This is a genomic window from Acinetobacter vivianii (genome assembly GCF_014635885.1).
GTDB classification, from domain to species: Bacteria; Pseudomonadota; Gammaproteobacteria; order Pseudomonadales; family Moraxellaceae; genus Acinetobacter; species Acinetobacter vivianii.
Genome location: NZ_BMDR01000006.1, coordinates 197,075 through 215,116 on the forward strand (window position 1 = coordinate 197,075; position 18,042 = coordinate 215,116).

General features: G+C 41.2%; 17 protein-coding genes. 7 read left to right on the plus strand and 10 right to left on the minus strand.

Going from position 1 to position 18,042, the window contains the following annotated elements:
• Positions 1-519: a hypothetical protein gene (locus tag IEV36_RS13860; protein ID WP_005255503.1), complete on the minus strand. Its 519-nt coding sequence runs from the start codon at positions 517-519 to the stop codon at positions 1-3.
• A gap of 249 nt (positions 520-768) precedes the next feature.
• On the opposite strand from IEV36_RS13860, the gene IEV36_RS13865 reads away from it, so the two are divergent.
• Both IEV36_RS13865 and IEV36_RS13870 read left to right on the plus strand, forming a co-directional pair.
• Positions 769-1,488, plus strand: a complete 720-nt coding sequence (locus IEV36_RS13865) for a YidX family protein (protein ID WP_005255504.1) — start codon at positions 769-771, stop codon at positions 1,486-1,488.
• A gap of 88 nt (positions 1,489-1,576) precedes the next feature.
• A complete protein-coding gene (locus IEV36_RS13870) occupies positions 1,577-2,275 on the plus strand; it encodes a YidX family protein (RefSeq protein ID WP_005255505.1) in 699 nt (232 codons plus the stop codon).
• 39 nt (positions 2,276-2,314) lie between these two features.
• Here the strand turns inward: IEV36_RS13870 and IEV36_RS13875 are convergent, their stop codons facing one another.
• Together IEV36_RS13875 and IEV36_RS13880 are read right to left on the minus strand one after the other, a co-directional pair.
• A complete protein-coding gene (locus IEV36_RS13875) occupies positions 2,315-4,120 on the minus strand; it encodes an ABC transporter ATP-binding protein (RefSeq protein ID WP_005255506.1) in 1,806 nt (601 codons plus the stop codon).
• Positions 4,121-4,174: 54 nt separating this feature from the next.
• A complete protein-coding gene (locus tag IEV36_RS13880; protein ID WP_005255507.1) occupies positions 4,175-4,924 on the minus strand; it encodes a hypothetical protein in 750 nt (249 codons plus the stop codon).
• 176 nt (positions 4,925-5,100) lie between these two features.
• Between IEV36_RS13880 and IEV36_RS13885 the strand changes: the two genes are divergently transcribed.
• The 4 genes from IEV36_RS13885 (at position 5,101) to IEV36_RS13900 (ending at position 10,157) form a co-directional block, all read left to right on the plus strand.
• Complete coding sequence (locus IEV36_RS13885) at positions 5,101-5,796, plus strand: DsbA family oxidoreductase (protein ID WP_005255509.1); 696 nt, start codon at positions 5,101-5,103, stop codon at positions 5,794-5,796.
• Between the two features lie 581 nt (positions 5,797-6,377).
• On the plus strand, positions 6,378-7,811 hold the full coding sequence (locus IEV36_RS13890) for a hypothetical protein (RefSeq protein ID WP_005255511.1): 1,434 nt from the start codon (positions 6,378-6,380) through the stop codon (positions 7,809-7,811).
• A 209-nt stretch (positions 7,812-8,020) separates the two neighbouring features.
• The gene (locus IEV36_RS13895) at positions 8,021-9,148 is read left to right on the plus strand and encodes a hypothetical protein (RefSeq protein WP_004774043.1); all 1,128 of its coding nucleotides are present in this window, start codon (positions 8,021-8,023) and stop codon (positions 9,146-9,148) included.
• Positions 9,149-9,281: 133 nt separating this feature from the next.
• On the plus strand, positions 9,282-10,157 hold the full coding sequence (locus IEV36_RS13900; protein WP_005255512.1) for a hypothetical protein: 876 nt from the start codon (positions 9,282-9,284) through the stop codon (positions 10,155-10,157).
• Positions 10,158-10,248: 91 nt separating this feature from the next.
• On the opposite strand, the gene htpG is transcribed toward IEV36_RS13900, so the two are convergent.
• From htpG to IEV36_RS13925, 5 genes are all read right to left on the minus strand, one after another.
• Positions 10,249-12,177: a molecular chaperone HtpG gene (gene htpG / locus IEV36_RS13905; protein ID WP_005255514.1), complete on the minus strand. Its 1,929-nt coding sequence runs from the start codon at positions 12,175-12,177 to the stop codon at positions 10,249-10,251.
• A gap of 116 nt (positions 12,178-12,293) precedes the next feature.
• A complete protein-coding gene (locus IEV36_RS13910; protein ID WP_005255515.1) occupies positions 12,294-12,644 on the minus strand; it encodes a lysozyme inhibitor LprI family protein in 351 nt (116 codons plus the stop codon).
• A 136-nt stretch (positions 12,645-12,780) separates the two neighbouring features.
• Positions 12,781-13,383, minus strand: coding sequence for an OmpW/AlkL family protein (locus IEV36_RS13915; RefSeq protein WP_005255518.1), 603 nt, complete (start codon positions 13,381-13,383; stop codon positions 12,781-12,783).
• Between the two features lie 405 nt (positions 13,384-13,788).
• The gene (locus tag IEV36_RS13920; RefSeq protein ID WP_004774030.1) at positions 13,789-15,210 is read right to left on the minus strand and encodes a Na+/H+ antiporter family protein; all 1,422 of its coding nucleotides are present in this window, start codon (positions 15,208-15,210) and stop codon (positions 13,789-13,791) included.
• Positions 15,211-15,331: 121 nt separating this feature from the next.
• Positions 15,332-16,207 carry an alpha/beta fold hydrolase gene (locus IEV36_RS13925; RefSeq protein ID WP_005255520.1) on the minus strand — a complete coding sequence of 292 codons (876 nt, stop codon included), beginning with the start codon at positions 16,205-16,207 and terminating at the stop codon, positions 15,332-15,334.
• Positions 16,208-16,321: 114 nt separating this feature from the next.
• On the opposite strand from IEV36_RS13925, the gene IEV36_RS13930 reads away from it, so the two are divergent.
• Positions 16,322-16,807: a DUF4442 domain-containing protein gene (locus tag IEV36_RS13930; protein ID WP_005255522.1), complete on the plus strand. Its 486-nt coding sequence runs from the start codon at positions 16,322-16,324 to the stop codon at positions 16,805-16,807.
• Between the two features lie 61 nt (positions 16,808-16,868).
• Here IEV36_RS13930 and IEV36_RS13935 read toward each other — a convergent pair whose 3' ends face one another.
• Together IEV36_RS13935 and IEV36_RS13940 are read right to left on the minus strand one after the other, a co-directional pair.
• Complete coding sequence (locus IEV36_RS13935) at positions 16,869-17,228, minus strand: YMGG-like glycine zipper-containing protein (RefSeq protein WP_004774022.1); 360 nt, start codon at positions 17,226-17,228, stop codon at positions 16,869-16,871.
• Positions 17,229-17,612: 384 nt separating this feature from the next.
• On the minus strand, positions 17,613-17,978 hold the full coding sequence (locus tag IEV36_RS13940) for a hypothetical protein (protein ID WP_004774021.1): 366 nt from the start codon (positions 17,976-17,978) through the stop codon (positions 17,613-17,615).
• Positions 17,979-18,042: the final 64 nt, after the last annotated feature.

Sequence of the window (18,042 nt, forward strand, 5' to 3'; positions counted from 1 at the left end):
TTAACGCGGAAACAAAGGATTCTGTGGTGGATTTAATCCATCTCTAATCTGTTGCTGCAATTTCAAAATATCGCCTAAATCGATTTTAATTGTGCCATTGCGAATGCCGTCAATATTACCGCGGTTAATATTCAAAGGCTCCAGCATTTTAAAAAGACCATTAGTTGGGTCTGAAGACTGAAAACCAGAAGCAACAGCCAATATGTATTGTTGCAAAATCGGAGAGTATTGAGACAGATCTGGCTGTGCCGCCATAGGCTGATAATTCACGCTGGTCGGACTTTCAGTCACACCTACATTCTGCATGTCATTGTGAATTTTATAGACACGATGTTGTAGCGCTTGACGGGTTTGCTTATCTTCTTGATAAGGCACAAATCCAACTTCTTCCCGCAGCTCAGATTCAGCCATGACCCGAATTGTCGGTAATGACGTAACCTCTCCCTCTTGCGCGTGAACCATGGGTACACCCAAAGGAATCAACAGGGAGATCAAAGCTGCTTGTTTAAAAAAATTCATTGTTTGCTCCAAATATCCCTCATCCATAAGAAAATAATGAGTTAAATAAAAGCATATATAAATAGGCTACAGCAAAGTCAGATTTGATTCAGTAAGGGTCAGATAAACGGTCAATCGGCACTATTATTTAAACAAATGATTAAATCGAGCTATATCATTTTCATCGGATTAATTAAATAAAGGAAGTTCTCGCATTCATAAGAATTTTTATTTATCCTTTTTATAATTATTGGAAAAGTAAAAACAAAAATGCGTTTCAAGGGTTTAAATCAGAATATTTTAATCTTTAGCTTATGTTCATCATTATTCCTTACCGCTTGCGCAACCAATCGGGTTGGTGATTCCACAAGAGATATATTTACCAAATATGACACAGGACACGAATGGATTACCGTACTTGAAGATGATGTGGTTGCTTTCGGCAAGCCCGCTACCGCCTTACCCGATGAACCTGCTGACAGCATCGTTATTGCAGGAAAACAGTATAGTTATGTGATTAATAAGGGAGGCAGCGGACTGGTTCAGCTCATTAGCCAACTGAATCCAGAATATATCAAAATTGATCGTGATCTCGATTTTAATGCACCTGCACAGAATAGTCCGCGTTTTTACGGCAATTTTAGATTTTCTTATACGCCACCCAATGGAAAGTTAAATGACAAAGAAGTCGCTCTTTTTAAGCAATATGGCGTTCAACCCTGTAGCTGTCTGGAAAAAATAAGACCTGCCACGTTTGACCTTCGACTTGAAGGCAAGGTATATCCTGCTGCAAATAATCTGGATAAGTTAACGCCTTTATCCAAACCATATCATGTCAAGATTCAATATCTCCACTATAAAAGTGGAACGGTCAAACGTTCCAATAAAGAAATCATGCAACAGCTCCCCCTACTTCCGTTGGCCGTTGCATTTGATGTAATTGCACTTCCTTTTCAGGCCATAGGTCTGACCAATGAGGTATGGAAATAACTAACGCCATACCTCAGTAGCACCATTGATCAGATACTGCTGTTAAGCAAAAGTATCTCACTACTACAAAATATCAAGGATGATCCCAATGCTTACAGACTTAGCAAAAACAATAACCGCTTTGACTATATCTGCCACGTTCCTTACTGGCTGTGCCACTTCAACCTTAATCAAAAAAGACAATCGGAATTATACACGCACGACGAAAGTCACTTTAGTTGAAGACAGCGTAGTTGCTTTTGGACGACCAGCACAAGCTTCTGCAAATTTGCCAAAAGACAGTATCGTGATTGCAGGACAAAAGAACAGTTATATCCTGACTCAAGGAGGCAGCCAGTTTGTTACTTTAATTGGCAGACTTGATCCAAAGAATATTCAAATCACCCGAGATCTTAATTTCTATTCTGAAAAAAATGATGGCTATTTTTCAGGAACTTTGCCGCTTTCTTATGTAAAACTCAAAGAAGATTTGAGTAAAAAAGATCTCGAATTTTTTATTGAAAATGGCGCTAGAGAATGCTCATCGTCAAGCGATGAACGTATGCAGGCACAGCGGTTCTGCTTCGATATTAAGCTGGCGGGTGTGGTCTACCCTACTGCCAATAACCTCAATTCGCTAAAAGCCTTGAGTAAGCCTTATCAAGTGACTATTTATACGCAGAAAGAAGAAAGTTATACCTCCAAATCAGGTATGAATCCTTTAGAAAAACTGGTATTGCTACCATTTGCAGTCGCGATTGATGTCGTCAGCCTACCATTTCAAGCTGCCGAAAAGATTTTCAATTAAGACAAAATCTGAGGGTATTTTGAAATAGGTAATCTTCTACTAGCTATGGGTTTCCTCTTCATCATCACCCTCAAAAGTCTTGGAAATCTTTTCGATATTCAGGCTCTTGGCCATCGCATCAAAGATGTTTTTATACATACCTTGTTGCTGATACAGCTGATGATGTTCGCCATGTTCTACAATCATGCCATCCTGCATCACATAGGTATAATCTGCATCAATAATCTGTGACAGACTATGGGAAATAATAATAACCGTCCGCCCCTGCTTAATCTCATCCAGACTGTGTTTGATCTGTTCAGTTGCGATTGCATCCAGACTGGCGGTCGGCTCATCCAAAAAAATAATCGGGGGATTTTTCAGGAACATGCGGGCAATCGCAATCCGCTGTTGTTGTCCACCTGAGAGTAATAAGGCATCCGACTGGTAGGCCTGCGGTAATTTCAAAATCTGCTCATGGATCGAGGCTTTCTTCGCGGCAGCAACAATTTCATCCTGTGTTGCATTCATCTTGCCATAACGGATATTTTCTTCAATTGTTCCCTGAAAAATATGATTCTTTTGCAATACCAGACCAATATGATCCCGTAAATATTGGGTATCGATGTCATTTAACGGAGTGCCGTTGAGCAGAATCTCACCCGACTGGGGCACATAAAATTTATCCAGCAGACTGATTAAGGTTGATTTTCCCGCCCCCGACAAGCCAACCAAAGCGGTAATCTTATTAGGCTGGATGGTCAGGTTAATCTCTTTCAACGCATGAAACCCATTCGGATAGGAAAAATTCACCTGTTTCAGCTCAAATTTTCCTGTCAGTGGGGATGGTTTTAATTGCCCCGACGTTTCCACCTCATCATCCGCTTCCAATATCTTGAAAAAACTTTCTGCATAGATCATCGCGTCATTGACTTCGTCATAGATCCGATGCAAGGACCGAATCGGTGCTGAGACATTATTGAACAGCAGGATATGAAACATGATCATCCCAATACTCATATCACCGACTAATACAAAATAGGCCGTGAGGATGATAATAAAGACCACACCAATCTGTTCAATAAAGGTTTTCAGCCCTTCAAACAAAAAACTGAGTTGCCGTGTATGCATCTGGTGATCGGTTAATTGTTTTTGTAGCGTCAGCTGTTTTTCCGCTTCGATCTGTTCACGGTTAAAAGATTTAATGACGGTGATCGAGTTAATGATACTCAAAATACCCTGACTTTTACGTTCGCGTCCATCGCGTAAATTACGGCGTGTACCACTTAATTTCTGCGCCTGTTTAAAGGTAACCCAGAAATAGATCGGGACAATACACAACGCCACCAGACCAATCCAGACATTGGCATAAAACATTAAGCACAAGGCAATCAAGGCACTACTAAACAGCGGGAAAATCTCAATAAAGAAAATCTGTACGAGTCGCGTGATCGAACCAATACCCCGATCAATACGAGTCTGTAATTTTCCAGCCTGATTATCATCCTGCGTAAAGAAAGCCAGCCGATATTGTAAAAATTTCACGATGATCGACTGTGCCACATCTTGTGAGATCAGAATGCGGAGTCTCTCACCAAAGAACTTTTGCCCAAACTGAATAAAGATATTGATGATTTCTTTACTCAACAAAATCACACTAATGGTGATCAGAATATGCCAGCCTGCACTCAAGCCCTGTCCTGATTCAACCACCGCATTGATCTGGTCGACCGCATATTGCAAGGTCAACGCATTGACCTGTGCAGTTAAAGCACCAATCAGCGTCAGCAGTAAAGTCACTGCAACCAGCCCCTTATAGGGAAGGACAAAAGGTTTTACTTTATGAAATAGCTGCCATAAATTCATATATTCGACGTCTGCCTTTTATGCGTGCAATGTGTATTGAGTCAGCGATATGGATTACAGTTCTTCTTCCAGTACCTCTGCATTATTTTTCTTGATCTTCTCCATTTTGCTATTCAATTTCAGCACATCTTGATACAGCGTATTAAATTTTTTCACCTGCGCGGTTTCGCGGAAAAGAATCATTTTGTCCTTTCTTTGCCATTGGTGTTTTTTCAGCATGTCAAACATGGCTTGTGCTTTTTCAATAATCTGCTGTTCAATCGGGAAAATATCATGCGCTTTATCAGCTTTCAGGTTACTTTCCAGTTTTGCCTGTAAGGACTGTCGCATTTCATTCTGAATGGCCAGACTTTTTGCCTGTTCCATAGAACTGGACTGAATCTGTTGTCGTGCTTGTTCATATTCAGTAGATGCTTTACGCACATCCGCCAGCATCTGTTCAGTTTCTTTATAATCCTGTTTTCGATCCTGATCTAGTCGCTCTACATCTAGAAAAGTATCCCAGTTCGCAGCTTTAAGTTCACGTAAATAACGATTACGCGCTTCAACATTCTGCATCCAGTAGTTGAGCAGGAATTCTGACATCAACTTGTAATCGCCAGATAAGCGATCGTCATGAATATCCAGTTGTACGGGTGTGGTCCAGTCTTGTGCCTGATCGTAAAGTGTACGCATTTTCTCAGCCATCACCACTTCAAACATTTGTTTATTGTTGGCAGCACGTTGCTGTAATTGATGTTGATAGAGAAAAAAAGAACCGATGCCAAGGATCACCACAAGGAAAAATAATAAAAAACGGCGCATATTGCCTCCAAATTCATTATATTTTTTTATGTTCTGAATCTCAGTTTAATCGATAAAAGACAAACCTTTATATGATTTTTATTTCACTTCTCGTAACGCAGCATTACATATTCATCGCTTTAAATTCATCGGTTCCGCCCCTATTATCTGTTTAACGAGAATTGAAGAGATACGCCATGCGTGTAGATATTTGGTCAGATGTGGTCTGCCCTTTTTGTTATATCGGTAAAAAACGTCTTGAACATGTCGCAGAAGAAGCAGGCATCGAGCTTGAAATTCACTGGCATAGCTTCGAGCTGGATCCAGATGCGCCAGCCAAGCATGACACATCGAATACCGAACGCTTAGCCAAAAAATATGGCCGTAGTTATGCGGAAATGGAAGACATGGAGCGCAATGTTGCAGCGATGGCAGCAGCTGAAGGCATCGACTTCCAATGGCAAAAAGCCAACTCGGGCAACAGCTTCAACGCGCATCGAATTATTCATCTTGCCCAAAGTAAAGGCTTGGGCAATGAAGCAGAAGAGGCATTCTTCCATGCCTATATGACCGAAGGTTTGGCAATTGGCGAACGTGAAGTGGTAGAAGAAATTGCATCACGTATCGGTCTGGATAATGCCGAAGTCGAATATGTACTGGATTCTGATGAGCTGGCAGATTTCGTTCGCCACGATGAGAAAATTGCGCGTGAACAGTTGAATGTTACTGGCGTACCATTCTTTGTGTTTGATCAAAAACTGGCGCTGTCTGGCGCACAGCCACGTGAGATTTTCTTGCAAGCCTTACAACAGGCGCAATCTACATCCTCTGAACAGATTGAGCAGGACGATGCAGCTCAATGTAATGATGAGCAATGTGAAATCAAGCCTTAATTATAAGACTCAGCTGCTTTAATCAAAGGATTAAGGCAGCTTTTAACAACTCAAATAATAAAAATCAGTATTTATATCTCCCTCTTTCATTATTTATAACCGACTTCATTCGTCCCATTCATGTGGATGACTTTCCCACGTTTTATTTGATGTGCTTTTCACCACTGCTTCTGTGAGGCTGGTCACAACTCGTCCACAAATTTATAGATGTCTTTTTGCTTTATGATCTAGATATCCGATTCATTGTTTTAAAATGTTTTTATTTTCAAAGACAAACCATGATCCATATCTCGATTTAAAATCTCTGAATGTGATTTTCTACTCATTTTTAAGCTATAGATTTTGTCTGGTTTTCTTCTATAATCGTCATAAAGTGACAATCTTTTGTTATGAAAATTCGAGAGTTACATGCTCAGATTGAGAGGCCTATTCAGCCACAATTGCTCGATACATCACAGTTTGTCGCAGGGGAAAATACTTTACCAACAATAATTGATACAAAACGATTTAAAGCAGCGGTCAAATTTGCACTGATTCATTATTTAAAAACAGGCTCAAGCCTATCTCTAAGGAAACAATAGATGGACGTATTAGAGAAAGCACTTTTGGTGGATGAGCTCAAGCATCTCATCGATGGGCTCAAAAATGAGAAAACATCACTTTTTGAAATAGCAAAATCAAAACAACGGATTAAAGATATTTGCGCATCTTGCGACGATCCTGCCTTTCAGGATCAATTGACGCCATTCAAGGCATTTATTCTCAACGAAGAGTTTTCGGCTGAAGATCTAGCCAGTTACGGTTATAGCATGACCTATCGGGGTACTTATAACTTTATGGGACGGGTTGAAAATGCCTTATTTGCTTCGGCTGATATGGGCTGGGCGGCTTTACGTCAGGCACAACTCTGGCAAATCTGGGTGATTCGTCCTGCTTTATCTTTTCTAAAGAGTCCATGGCTAAACTCATCTACCGATGCCCTGCAATGGCTACAAAATCATGCCAGCGAATATGTCAAAACCGATTATGAACTCCAGCATTTAATTCCGGTTCTGGAACCTCTGAATGAGCATCCATCTGAGCAGGATAAGAAAGCATCTACCGATGCGCTTGCCCGACTTAAAAAAGAAACCGCCAACTTTCAAACTCAACTTGACGCAATCATTCAAGATAAAATCCGAACCGTTCCAGAAAGTATTGCGCCGCCAGTACCTACAGAGAACCGAATCAAACCCGGTTTTAGACAAAGTGCCAAGCCTTCACCGAATCTAAATAAAGCACAGCCATTGGCACTCAATGATTTTAATCTGGACGGCCTGATCTGCCGACTGGAACGTATTGATGCACGTACCTTCCCCTCTTTATATCGGGTCGATCTGCATAACGATATTGACCAGAATATCAAAATTGACTGGCTCTATTTAAAAGCTGAAAATGAAGCGCAACCAATCTGGGAATCTGCACAGATTTTTGTCGCAGAACAGCTCTATGCGCAAGGGCAATTTTCCCATTATGTGGTACTGGTCGGAACCCATAGCGTGGAATACGCCATCACCATTCTGCAAGCCTATACAGATCAGCGTCATACCCGCACCAGCTCGATTCATCAAACCAGTTGGGCCAATTTCAAACAGCATTATCACCAGCACGAAAGCCTCTTTAATGAATGCATTATGAATGGGACCTTGGTGTGGCAACGTGATCAACGCGTTTATCCGTATATCCCAGCATCATTTATCAATACGCAAAAATTTATTCCATTTGAAGAAACCTCTGCGACCTTTTTTACACCTGTCATTTTATTGCGGGAACGTCAGAAAATCCGTGTGATTCATGGTTTGGAACGAGTGAATCTTTCCAGTGAAGATCAGGCCTATCCATACCTCTTATTAGACCGCAGCGATGGTTATACCTGGCAATTGATTCGTCAGGTCATCAGCCGATTGCCACAACCGATCTCGGTGCATGATTTATATCAGGCACTGGAAAACAGCATGTCGGTAGAATCGTCTTAAACCCATTTAAAAGTCTGATCAATTTTAGCCCCCTCATTTTTCTACGTACACAATGAACGTGACGTTGCAATGAGGGCTTTTTATTGCGCTAAATCCTTATGATCTTTAGCATTTTTGTACTGTTAAATTGCTGCTTTTTGTGACTGCCGCTTGATTTTAAGCATTAAATCATCAAAAGTTAAACCAAGAACAATATATAAGTCTTTATTATGAATAATTTACAGCAAATGGTGCCATCGCGTATCGTTTTTGTTTTGCTTGCCTTGACGATGGGTACGTTAAGTGCAGCCCAAGCAGAAACTACGCCGCAACAGCAAGATCAACAGCCAAATCCGTCGTCACAAAATACGTCGGAAAATGCGTTGGACTATATTCCACGTTTGGTCGATGCCACGCCCTCTATTTTTCCCGAGCAGTCAGATAAGGTCACCGTCCCACCAACGGCGGAGACAGAGGATAAAACCTGGTTTGACAAAAAACAGCGACGAATTCGAGAGTGGGCAGATAATACGTCAGTCAAAATTGATGACTGGTTTGGAGAGGTCGATCCTGACGATCCTGCTTCGGCAACGATCCGTGTCATGCTGGATAATTACTGGAACGAATATGATAATTATGAGGTCAAGCCTCGTATTCGCGGTAAGATTAAATTACCGACTTTAGAGAAAAAAGTCAGCGTGGTTTTTGGTGATGACACCTTAGACGATGAATTCAAGAATAATGTAGGCAATACCAATAACCAGCCGAATCAAGATCCGGATAAAAAGTTTGATTCTAAACAGACCCGTGATAGTAACGGCTCTCTTGCCTTACGTTGGTCAAACTTCTCCAAGAAACTACCTTTTGAGACAGATGCCGATCTTGGTGTGCGCTCAGGCACAGATATCTATGCGCGCTTAAGAGCTGAAAAACATTGGGATTTACGCAATGATTTCCGCTTTAATGCCGAACAGATCTACCGCTATGGCAGTAAAAGTGAAAACTATCTAAGAACCAACCTAGAACTGATTCACGCGCGCCCAAACCAGCCTTTCTTATCTAATCAGTTCAGCTTAACCTATGCAGACAAGCAGGATGATGATCTATGGTGGGATAACCGTATTTTCCGTCAACACCAGTTCTTTGCACATAACACGTTTAATTATGGTATCTACACAGGTGGTTACTACAACAACAGTGACCTACGTTTAAATAATTGGGGCCCATTCGTATCATGGCGTCAACCGCTTTGGCGCGAATGGTTCTATGTACAAGGTGATCTCAACTATTTCAATGATCATCGTGAAGACCGAAGTCATTACGTAAGCACCTTTGTCCGTCTGGAAACTTTATTCTAATCTTCACTCCAGTCTTAACCTGCCCAAATGATTCATTGTTTGGGCATTTTTATTTTAAAAATAATATTTCTTTCAATAAATCCTTAAGCTTTGTTTGTTACCGTCATTTTCTTTTATTGTTCTTGTTTATGGCATGCGTCAACAATACGCTCTGGTTGTGTATTTTTTGATTGTAGGGAACCTGTGTCTAGGTAATCTGCTGATGCCTTTATTTCCAATGCTTTTACCTGTCAGCAGATCATTGCACCCACCCATCACGCTGCATAAAGCCCTTATTCGAGCCCAATACTCACCGAGAGCCAATTTCAGTTGCGCTGAAGAAAATAAGATTACTCTCGATGACCAACAACTTGCACAAGATTTAATAGCGGTTTTTGGCAACGATACCCTATGGCAGCGTGCTCAACAGCCTCAGCCAGTCAAGAAATTAGGTAAAAATAACAAACATCACAGCCAGCAAAAGATTGCTACCCCAAACCCGCTCAGTGCAAGCTGGTCAACCATTTCAAGCCTATTACCTTTTAGTAATGATCTTGATCTGGGCGCAAATTCTGATACCGATATCTATGTGCAGTTTCTCGCCAAAAAGAACTGGGCTTTACCCTTAGGTTTACAGCTCAATACGGCGCAAATTTTCCGTTATGGTTCAAGCAGTAAAAACTATGCCGAAACCAATCTTGATCTGACACAAAAACTTCAGCATCAAAAGCAGCTTTCAACCCAGTTTAATGTCTCTAAAACACAAGATGAAGACTATAGCTGGAGCAATCGTACTTTCCAGCAACTGCACTTCTTATCCAAAGACAATTTGAGTTATGGCATTTTGACTACAGGGGAATATGAAAATAAAGAACTGCGTGTCAATGAATGGGGGCCCTACTTTTCCTGGCGTCGCCCCATCTGGCGCAACTGGATTTTTATGCAGAATGATCTGAATTATTTAAATGTCCCTGCCACCAGACAAGAGGATCATTTTAGTTATCAAATGAGTTTCGAAGCACAGTTCTGATGAAAAGATCACCACAATTGTGGATAACTTTAAAGTTATCCATACCAATAAAAAAACCTCTGCCGAAGCAGAGGTTTCTTGATTAAATTGCTTATTTCAACAACAAGCTATTGATGCGTTTGACATAGGCTGCTGGATCTTCTGGTAAACCACCTTCTGCAATCACCGCCTGATCAAAAATCACATTGGCGAGATCATCAAATTGCGCCGAGCTTTCCAATTTTTTCACCAATGGATGCTCAGGGTTAATTTCCAATGTTGGTTTAATCTCTGGAACTGCTTGCCCCGCCTGTTTCAACATACGAACCAATTGTGGAGACAACTCACCTTCACTAGTAACCAGACATGCAGGTGAATCAACCAGACGTGTCGTAACACGAACTTCTTTGGTTTTGTCTTTTAATGACGTACTTAAACGGTCTACCACAGGTTTGAACTGCTCTGCTGCCTGCTCTAACGCTTTTTTCTCTTCAGCATCTTGCAGGTCGCCCAAGTCAACAGCACCTTTCGATACATTTTGAAGCGGCGTACCATCGAATTCAAATACGAAGTTCATCGCCCACTCATCGACACGGTCTGCCATAAGCAGGACTTCGATGCCTTTCTTCTTGAACACTTCAAGCTGTGGCGAATTCTTAGCTGCAGTCAGGTTTTCTGCTGTGACGTAGTAAATTGCCTTCTGGCCTTCTTTCATACGTGCTTTATAGTCAGCAAAAGACGTTGAAATTTCATCATTGTTTGAAGTCGCATAACGTAATAGCTTTAAGATACGTTCGCGATTACCAGTATCCTCACCCAAACCTTCTTTCAATACTGAACCAAACTCAGTATAGAAAGTCTTGAATTTCTCTTGGTCTTTTTCATCTTCAGATTTTGCCAAACCGTCCAGTAAAGTCAGCACACGACGCGCATTACCTTCACGAATGGTTTTTACATCACGGCTTTCTTGTAGCAGTTCACGGCTGACATTGAGCGGTAAATCAGCACTATCAACCACACCTTGTACGAAACGTAAGTAGTTCGGAATCAGGTTATCCGCTTCATCCAGAATGAATACACGTTTTACATATAGCTTGATGCCCGCCTTTGCTTCACGGGTAAACAAATCCTGTTTGGCCTGACTTGGGATATACAATAATTGCGTATATTCAGTGCTACCCTCAACACGGTTATGGGCCCACGCCAACGGTTCAGCAAAATCGTGGCTCAAGTTTTTATAAAACTCGATGTATTGTTCATCTGTGATTTCATTCTTGTTACGCGTCCACAGCGCGCTTGCCGAGTTAATCGCTTCCCATTCATCGGTCTTCACCATCTGGCCGCCGCTTGTAGTGTTGGCCTCTTCACCTTCAGCGACTTCGTCCTCTTGCCAAACTTCTTTTTGCATTTCGATTGGCAAGCTGATGTGGTCAGAATATTTATTGATGATTTGTTTAACTTTCCACGACTCTAGATACTCAAGCGCATCATCACGTAAGTGCAAGATAATGTCTGTACCACGGGTTGCTTTATCAATGCTTTGAACTTCAAATTCACCTGTGCCGCCACTAATCCAGCGTACACCCTCTGCTGCATCTAAACCTGCACGGCGTGATTCCACCGTAATCTTGTCTGCAACGATAAAACCTGAATAGAAACCAACACCAAACTGACCAATTAACTGCGCATCGGCTTTTTGATCACCGGTCAGTTTAGACATAAAGTCTTTGGTGCCCGACTTGGCAATGGTACCCAGATTATCAATTGCTTCTTGCTGGCTTAAGCCAATCCCGTTATCCGAAATGGTGAGCGTTTTATTGTCTTTATCTAAAGTGACACGAACATGCAGGTCTGGGTCATTTTCATAATATTCAGGATGATTAATGCCTTCGAAACGTAACTTATCGCACGCATCAGACGCATTTGAAATCAATTCACGTAAGAAAATTTCAGGGTTGGAATACAGAGAATGCGTCACTAAATGCAATAACTGAGCAACTTCAGCTTGGAAACTATAATTTTGTGCGACTTGTTCACTCATAAATCACTCCTTATCTGTGAGGCTTATCTATTTGGAATGATTTATGAATGGTGTATATCTTAAATTTTTCAATCCTTGATCTGCATTTTTCAGGCAAAAAATGCACAAAATGGCAATTAGAATGGGCCTCGGCTCAATACTCGCTCCTGTAATAGCTGATCAAGCTGCTGTTGACGTTGCCCATAAGCACGTTTGATACACGGTGTATTTGCACCACATGAGTTACGTTGTTTTAACCACTGAAATTGTCTGTCTTTTTCAGCATCACGTCCGCCCATTGGCAAGGCATGTAAAATAATCTGATAGGTGGTTGCCATTCTCACATCCGCATCATTGAGGCTGCGCTCATTACAGATCTGCTGTTCGACTTTCAACTTTGCTGCCTTACACGAATAACTGGCCGCATACGCCTGAGATAAAAATAACAAGGGGATGAACAATAAGATCGAAGTCATTACTTTTTTCATGATGAAGGTCTCACTTTTATTAAGATTATTTTTTCAGCATACAAAACTCTCTGTGTAAGGCCTGTATCTGTTTTATATGGGAATTGCAAAAATAAAAAAGCCTCACAAAGTGAGGCTTTTCAGGCGCAAGTTCAGCTTAGAACTTATAGCTATAACCCAATGTATATACCATCGGATTGATGTCTAGATCAGTCAACTTCTGACCATTTAATTTTACTTCAGGACTGATTTGTGCATAACGCGCATCAAAGAATACACCCCAGTTTTTTGCATCAGCTGGCTGGAAATTGAAACCTAACTGGCCCGCGAAACCAAAGTCTTCTTTCACTTTTAATTTTGCGCCCTCTAAAGCACCTGTTGTTTCTTCATCCCAAGTTACAAAAGCTGTGCCACCTACACCAATATAAGGTGTGAAACGGGTTGAGTTTTTAAAGTTATATTTAAAAGTGACAGTAGGTGGCAATTGTTTAAGCTTCGCTACTTTTTCACCATTTAATGACACATCATGTGAAATTGGTGTCGCCAGTAATAATTCGGCAGAAAAAGGCGTATCACCGAAGAAATATTCAACCGAAGGTGTAAATGCAAATTCATGATCTGCCTTTAATGTGCCAACACCTGCAACCACAGTATCGTCTGTTGGTGAAATTACACTTCCACCAAATTTAACCTGAAAGCCCCCTGCAAATGCAGTTGAAGATACCCCCAATAAAGCAACAACTAAAAATTTCTTTAACATTTAAACAACCTCTTTAACAATTTATGTTCTTGTTCAACATAATAAACACGCATATTTACATTATGCAATAGAGATTAATTCCAACTATTTTAATTCACTTTATAATGCATTGAATATTAATAAAATATAATTGTTAAAATATGTAATAATTATTAATTCAGACTATTTTAATCAACTTAACCCCCTATAAAACCTAGTATTTTAATCAGATTAAGATAAAGCAAAAAATATATTAAAAATAAATTAAGTCAGATTTAAAAATATAATCACATATAGCTTAATATTAAAGCCACATTATAAAATTAGATTTAAAAAGAGACAAAAAATGTCATTTAATGATTGTTTTTATATTTAAGCCACACTTTATAAAACAAAAAAAATGGCTCATCAATGAGCCATTTCTGATTATAAAACCATTGCTGCAATCCAGCCAAAAATGAGTAGCGGGATATTAAAATGTATAAATGTAGGCACAACCGTATCCCAAATGTGATCATGTTGACCATCAACACCTAGACCTGCTGTTGGCCCCAATGTTGAATCGGATGCTGGTGAACCTGCATCGCCTAAAGCAGCAGCTGTTCCAATCAAGGCGATGGTGGCCAAAGGAGAAAAACCAAACTGTACGCACAATGGCACGTAGATCACCGCCAGCACAGGTACACTTGAGAACGAAGAGCCGATCCCGATCGTCACGAACAAGCCGATAAAGAGCATCAGGAATGCAGCAAGTGCATGGTTATCACCAATGATATGGACCACGCCATTGACCAGATGAGTAATATCTCCTGTGTGCGTCATCACTGAAGCAAAACCTGCCGCAGAGATCATGATAAAGCCCACCAGCGCCATCATGCGCATACCCTGCACAAACACGTCATCGGCATCTTGCCATTTAAAAATGCCCGAAGCAGACAGCACTGCAAAACCGACCAGACCACCCAGAATCATCGAACCTGAATAGAGCTGTGCAACTAAGGTTAAACCAATCGCAAGTACCGCCATAAACATGGTTTTCTTGGAAATATAAGGCACATTCTCTGCTTCATGTTTCAGCTCTTCAGCATCGGCTTTGAGATCATATTCTGCTTGCGTGGTGACTTTTAACGGTTTATCCAGATCAATCGTTTTAACTGGCGTAATTGAACGGTCAACATAGATGCGTGGCTTACGATAGCTGATAAATACCGCAACCAGCGTACCAATCACCATACCTAATACCGGAATTGCCATACCGATTGGCATCATGCCACGTTCTACGTGCAAGCCATAAGCGGCGCCAATCTTGTTGATATTGCCCATCAGAATCTGTTCAAGGAAGATCGCACCAAAGCCCACAGGCAGGAAAATATAGGTGCCGACCAGACCAAGTGTCATGACACATGCCGCCGCACGTCGGTCCAGCTTCAAGTGATTCATAACTTTCAATAAAGGTGGAACCAGAACCGGAATAAAGGCAATATGAACAGGAATCAGGTTTTGTGAAAAAATCGCAGCAATCAGTAAAATCGTCAGCAAAAGATATTTCACTTTGGTCTGCTGATTTTTACCTGCTTCCATCCCCAATAACCCAATCAGTTTATGCGCCAGCAAATCGGGCAATCCTGACTTGGAAAGTGCCAATGCAAACGCACCCAACACCGCATAAGCCAATGCAACTTCAGCCCCATCGCCTAAGCCTGCATTAAATGCTTCTACTGTTTGAGAAAGGCTTAGACCAGCGACCAAGCCGCCAATAATGGCTGAAATCACTAATGTGAGAACAACAGAAACTCGTGCCAGTGACAGGATAAACATCACGGCAATCGCAATTACGACAGCATTCATGAACAAATTTAGGAGCAAAGAAAAGGCGACATTCTAGCAGATTCATGAAAACCTAGCTGAAAATATCGCCGAATTATCGCTAATCTTAGGTGATTTTTAGCTTAATAATTCCACTAAAGCCTTAAGCTGCCTGACGTTGGACAAACTGACGGATCAGTTCAGCAATTTTTTCTGGTTGGCTCAACACGGCCCAATGGTTGGCATCCAGTTCAACATATTCAAAATTTTCTACCCATTTTGGCATCGATTCAGTAATGTACTCTGGGCTAACGAAAGCATCGCGCTTTAACACGATGGCCTGAACTGGACATTGTGCATAACGTTGGCGTGGCTGAGTTAAAGAAGGAATAAAATTGGCACGATACAAATTAATGCCATATTTGCCGTCTGAGACAATATTGGCATTTAATGGCAAACCTTGCTTTTTCTCTAAACCACTTAAAATCTTACCCCATTTTTCAGGGCTAAAGAACGTCCATACCGTCGGTGCAATCAGAGGTAAATGGAAAGCCCCGATATACCATGATTTTGTGAGCATTTTTAGTACATTGCTTGGTGCAGCTTTAAATTTTTCACGTAAATAGAACGAAGCGTGATCCAGACAAGGGCCTGAAATCGTTGTATAGGACAACAGGCGGCCTTTGAGTTTGGGTTCAGTTGCAGATTCCCAAGACTGCAAAGATCCCCAATCGTGCGCTGCCATATGAAAATTACGATTTGGTAAAACCTGATCAACAACTTCCTGTAAATCTAGTGACAAGCGTGGCAAACGATAATCTTTAATGCGTTTAGGAATTGAGGATAAGCCTGCTCCACGCACGTCATAGGTCACGACATAATATTCATCGACCAACTTTTCAATGATCGGCTCCCAAACTTCCTGATTATCTGGATAACCATGCACGAGCACCAAAGGTGTTTTTTTCTCATCGCCCCATGTTTTGACACAAAGCGTTTGCTGGTCTGATGTCTTTACTGTTTTTACTTGTGTTTGCATAATTCTTTCCCATTTTGTTTTCTATCGGCTTGGTGATAAAACAGCCATTGCCAGCGATACACTAAAAATGATACTTATGGAGTATGAATAGAGTTGCAAGAAAAAAAATTGACCATGAAAGACTTTTTCAGAAAAATTCGAACCATTCCTGCGATTTCCAGATTTCTGCTCAATCACTACTCCCCTTATCGTGGTGCGGGAATCGAGATTGAAACCATTGATCTAGATGATTACTACATTCGAGTCAAAATGCCGCTGACAAGACGTAATCGCAATCTTGTCGGAACGCATTTTGGCGGTAGTTTATATTCGATGGTCGATCCTTTTTATATGTTGATTCTGATTCACCATCTGGGAAATAAGTATATTGTCTGGGATAAAAGTGCCACGATTAATTTTATTGCTCCAGGACGGAATACCGTTTATGCAGAGATCCAACTCAATGCACATGAAATAAACGAAATTAAACGTCTGGCAGAAAATCATGAACCCGTTTTGCGTCATTACACCTTAAATATTGTAGATGATGCAGGTACGCGTATTGCTGAAGTCGAAAAGGTACTTTATATCCGGCGTAAAAAACCTAAGGCCTCAATTTAAAGTCATAAAAATAAAAATGCCTACAACAATTGCAGGCATTTTTGAATTTAGTCAGCAGAAATTATCTTTTCTTCTCTTGAATGGCTGCACCTGCACCACCACCGATTGCACCACCAATCGCAGCGCCTGAGTCGCCACCAAAGATTGCTTTACCAACGACTGAACCGATACCAGCACCAATCGCGCTACTGGTTGTAGAGCTGCTATTCGCGCCCTTCGCATTGGCACCGACACCTGCACCCGCAGCTGCACCAACGCCAGCACCAAGACCACCACCAACATGGTTACCTAAACCACCACCGACAGCACCGCCAAGCGCTGCTGTACCAATACGCTGATCAGAGGCACTCATATTTTGACAGCCTGTAAACATTACCGCCGATAACACCAAAGTCGAAACTAAACCGATTGTTTTTTTCATGCCTATACTCACTTCTCTTATGCTCTAGTCAAAGCATAGTCCTCTTTTATGGGGAATTTGATCACATTGTGTTATCACTATGTCCTATTCGATTAATATTTTGTAAAGACAAATTTTGATTAGAACAAACTAGCTGGTATGGCTTAAGAATAGGAAATAAATACGAACAGAAATGATCTGGATACACCCGATCAAAAATTTAGTGTTTTCAAGAGAATTAAATAAATATAAAAATGATCGATATAAATTCTAGTTTTTATTGGAGCTTTCTCAGCCATCTTATCTTCATTGCGAAAATAATCATTTATAAGATGACAGTCATCGTGATGAGCTGATTTAAATCGTCAGCTCGTCACGATGTTATCTACAAGTTTAAGCGCGGGCTTAGTACTTACCTTTTTTCTCACCGTAAGCAGAACCAGCACTACCACCTAGCGCACCGCCAACCGCAGCGCCAGAATCACCACCTAATACAGCACCACCAATTACTGCACCTAAGCCAGCACCGATTGCGCTATTACGTGTATTTTTACTATTTGAACCTTTAGCATTTGCAGCAACGCCTGCACCAATTGCAGCACCAAGACCGGCACCGAGATTACCACCAACGTGCTTACCTACAGCACCACCTGCACCACCGCCAATCGCAGCAGAACCAATACGTTTACTTTCTGGACTCGCGTTCTGGCAACCTACAAATAGAGTTGTTGACATTAAACCGACGCCAGCAATCATCATCATTTTTTTCATTAGAACTACTCCTCTCTCAGATGTGGGTAGCATAGTATGCTTTGATGAAGTGTTTACCCTCATT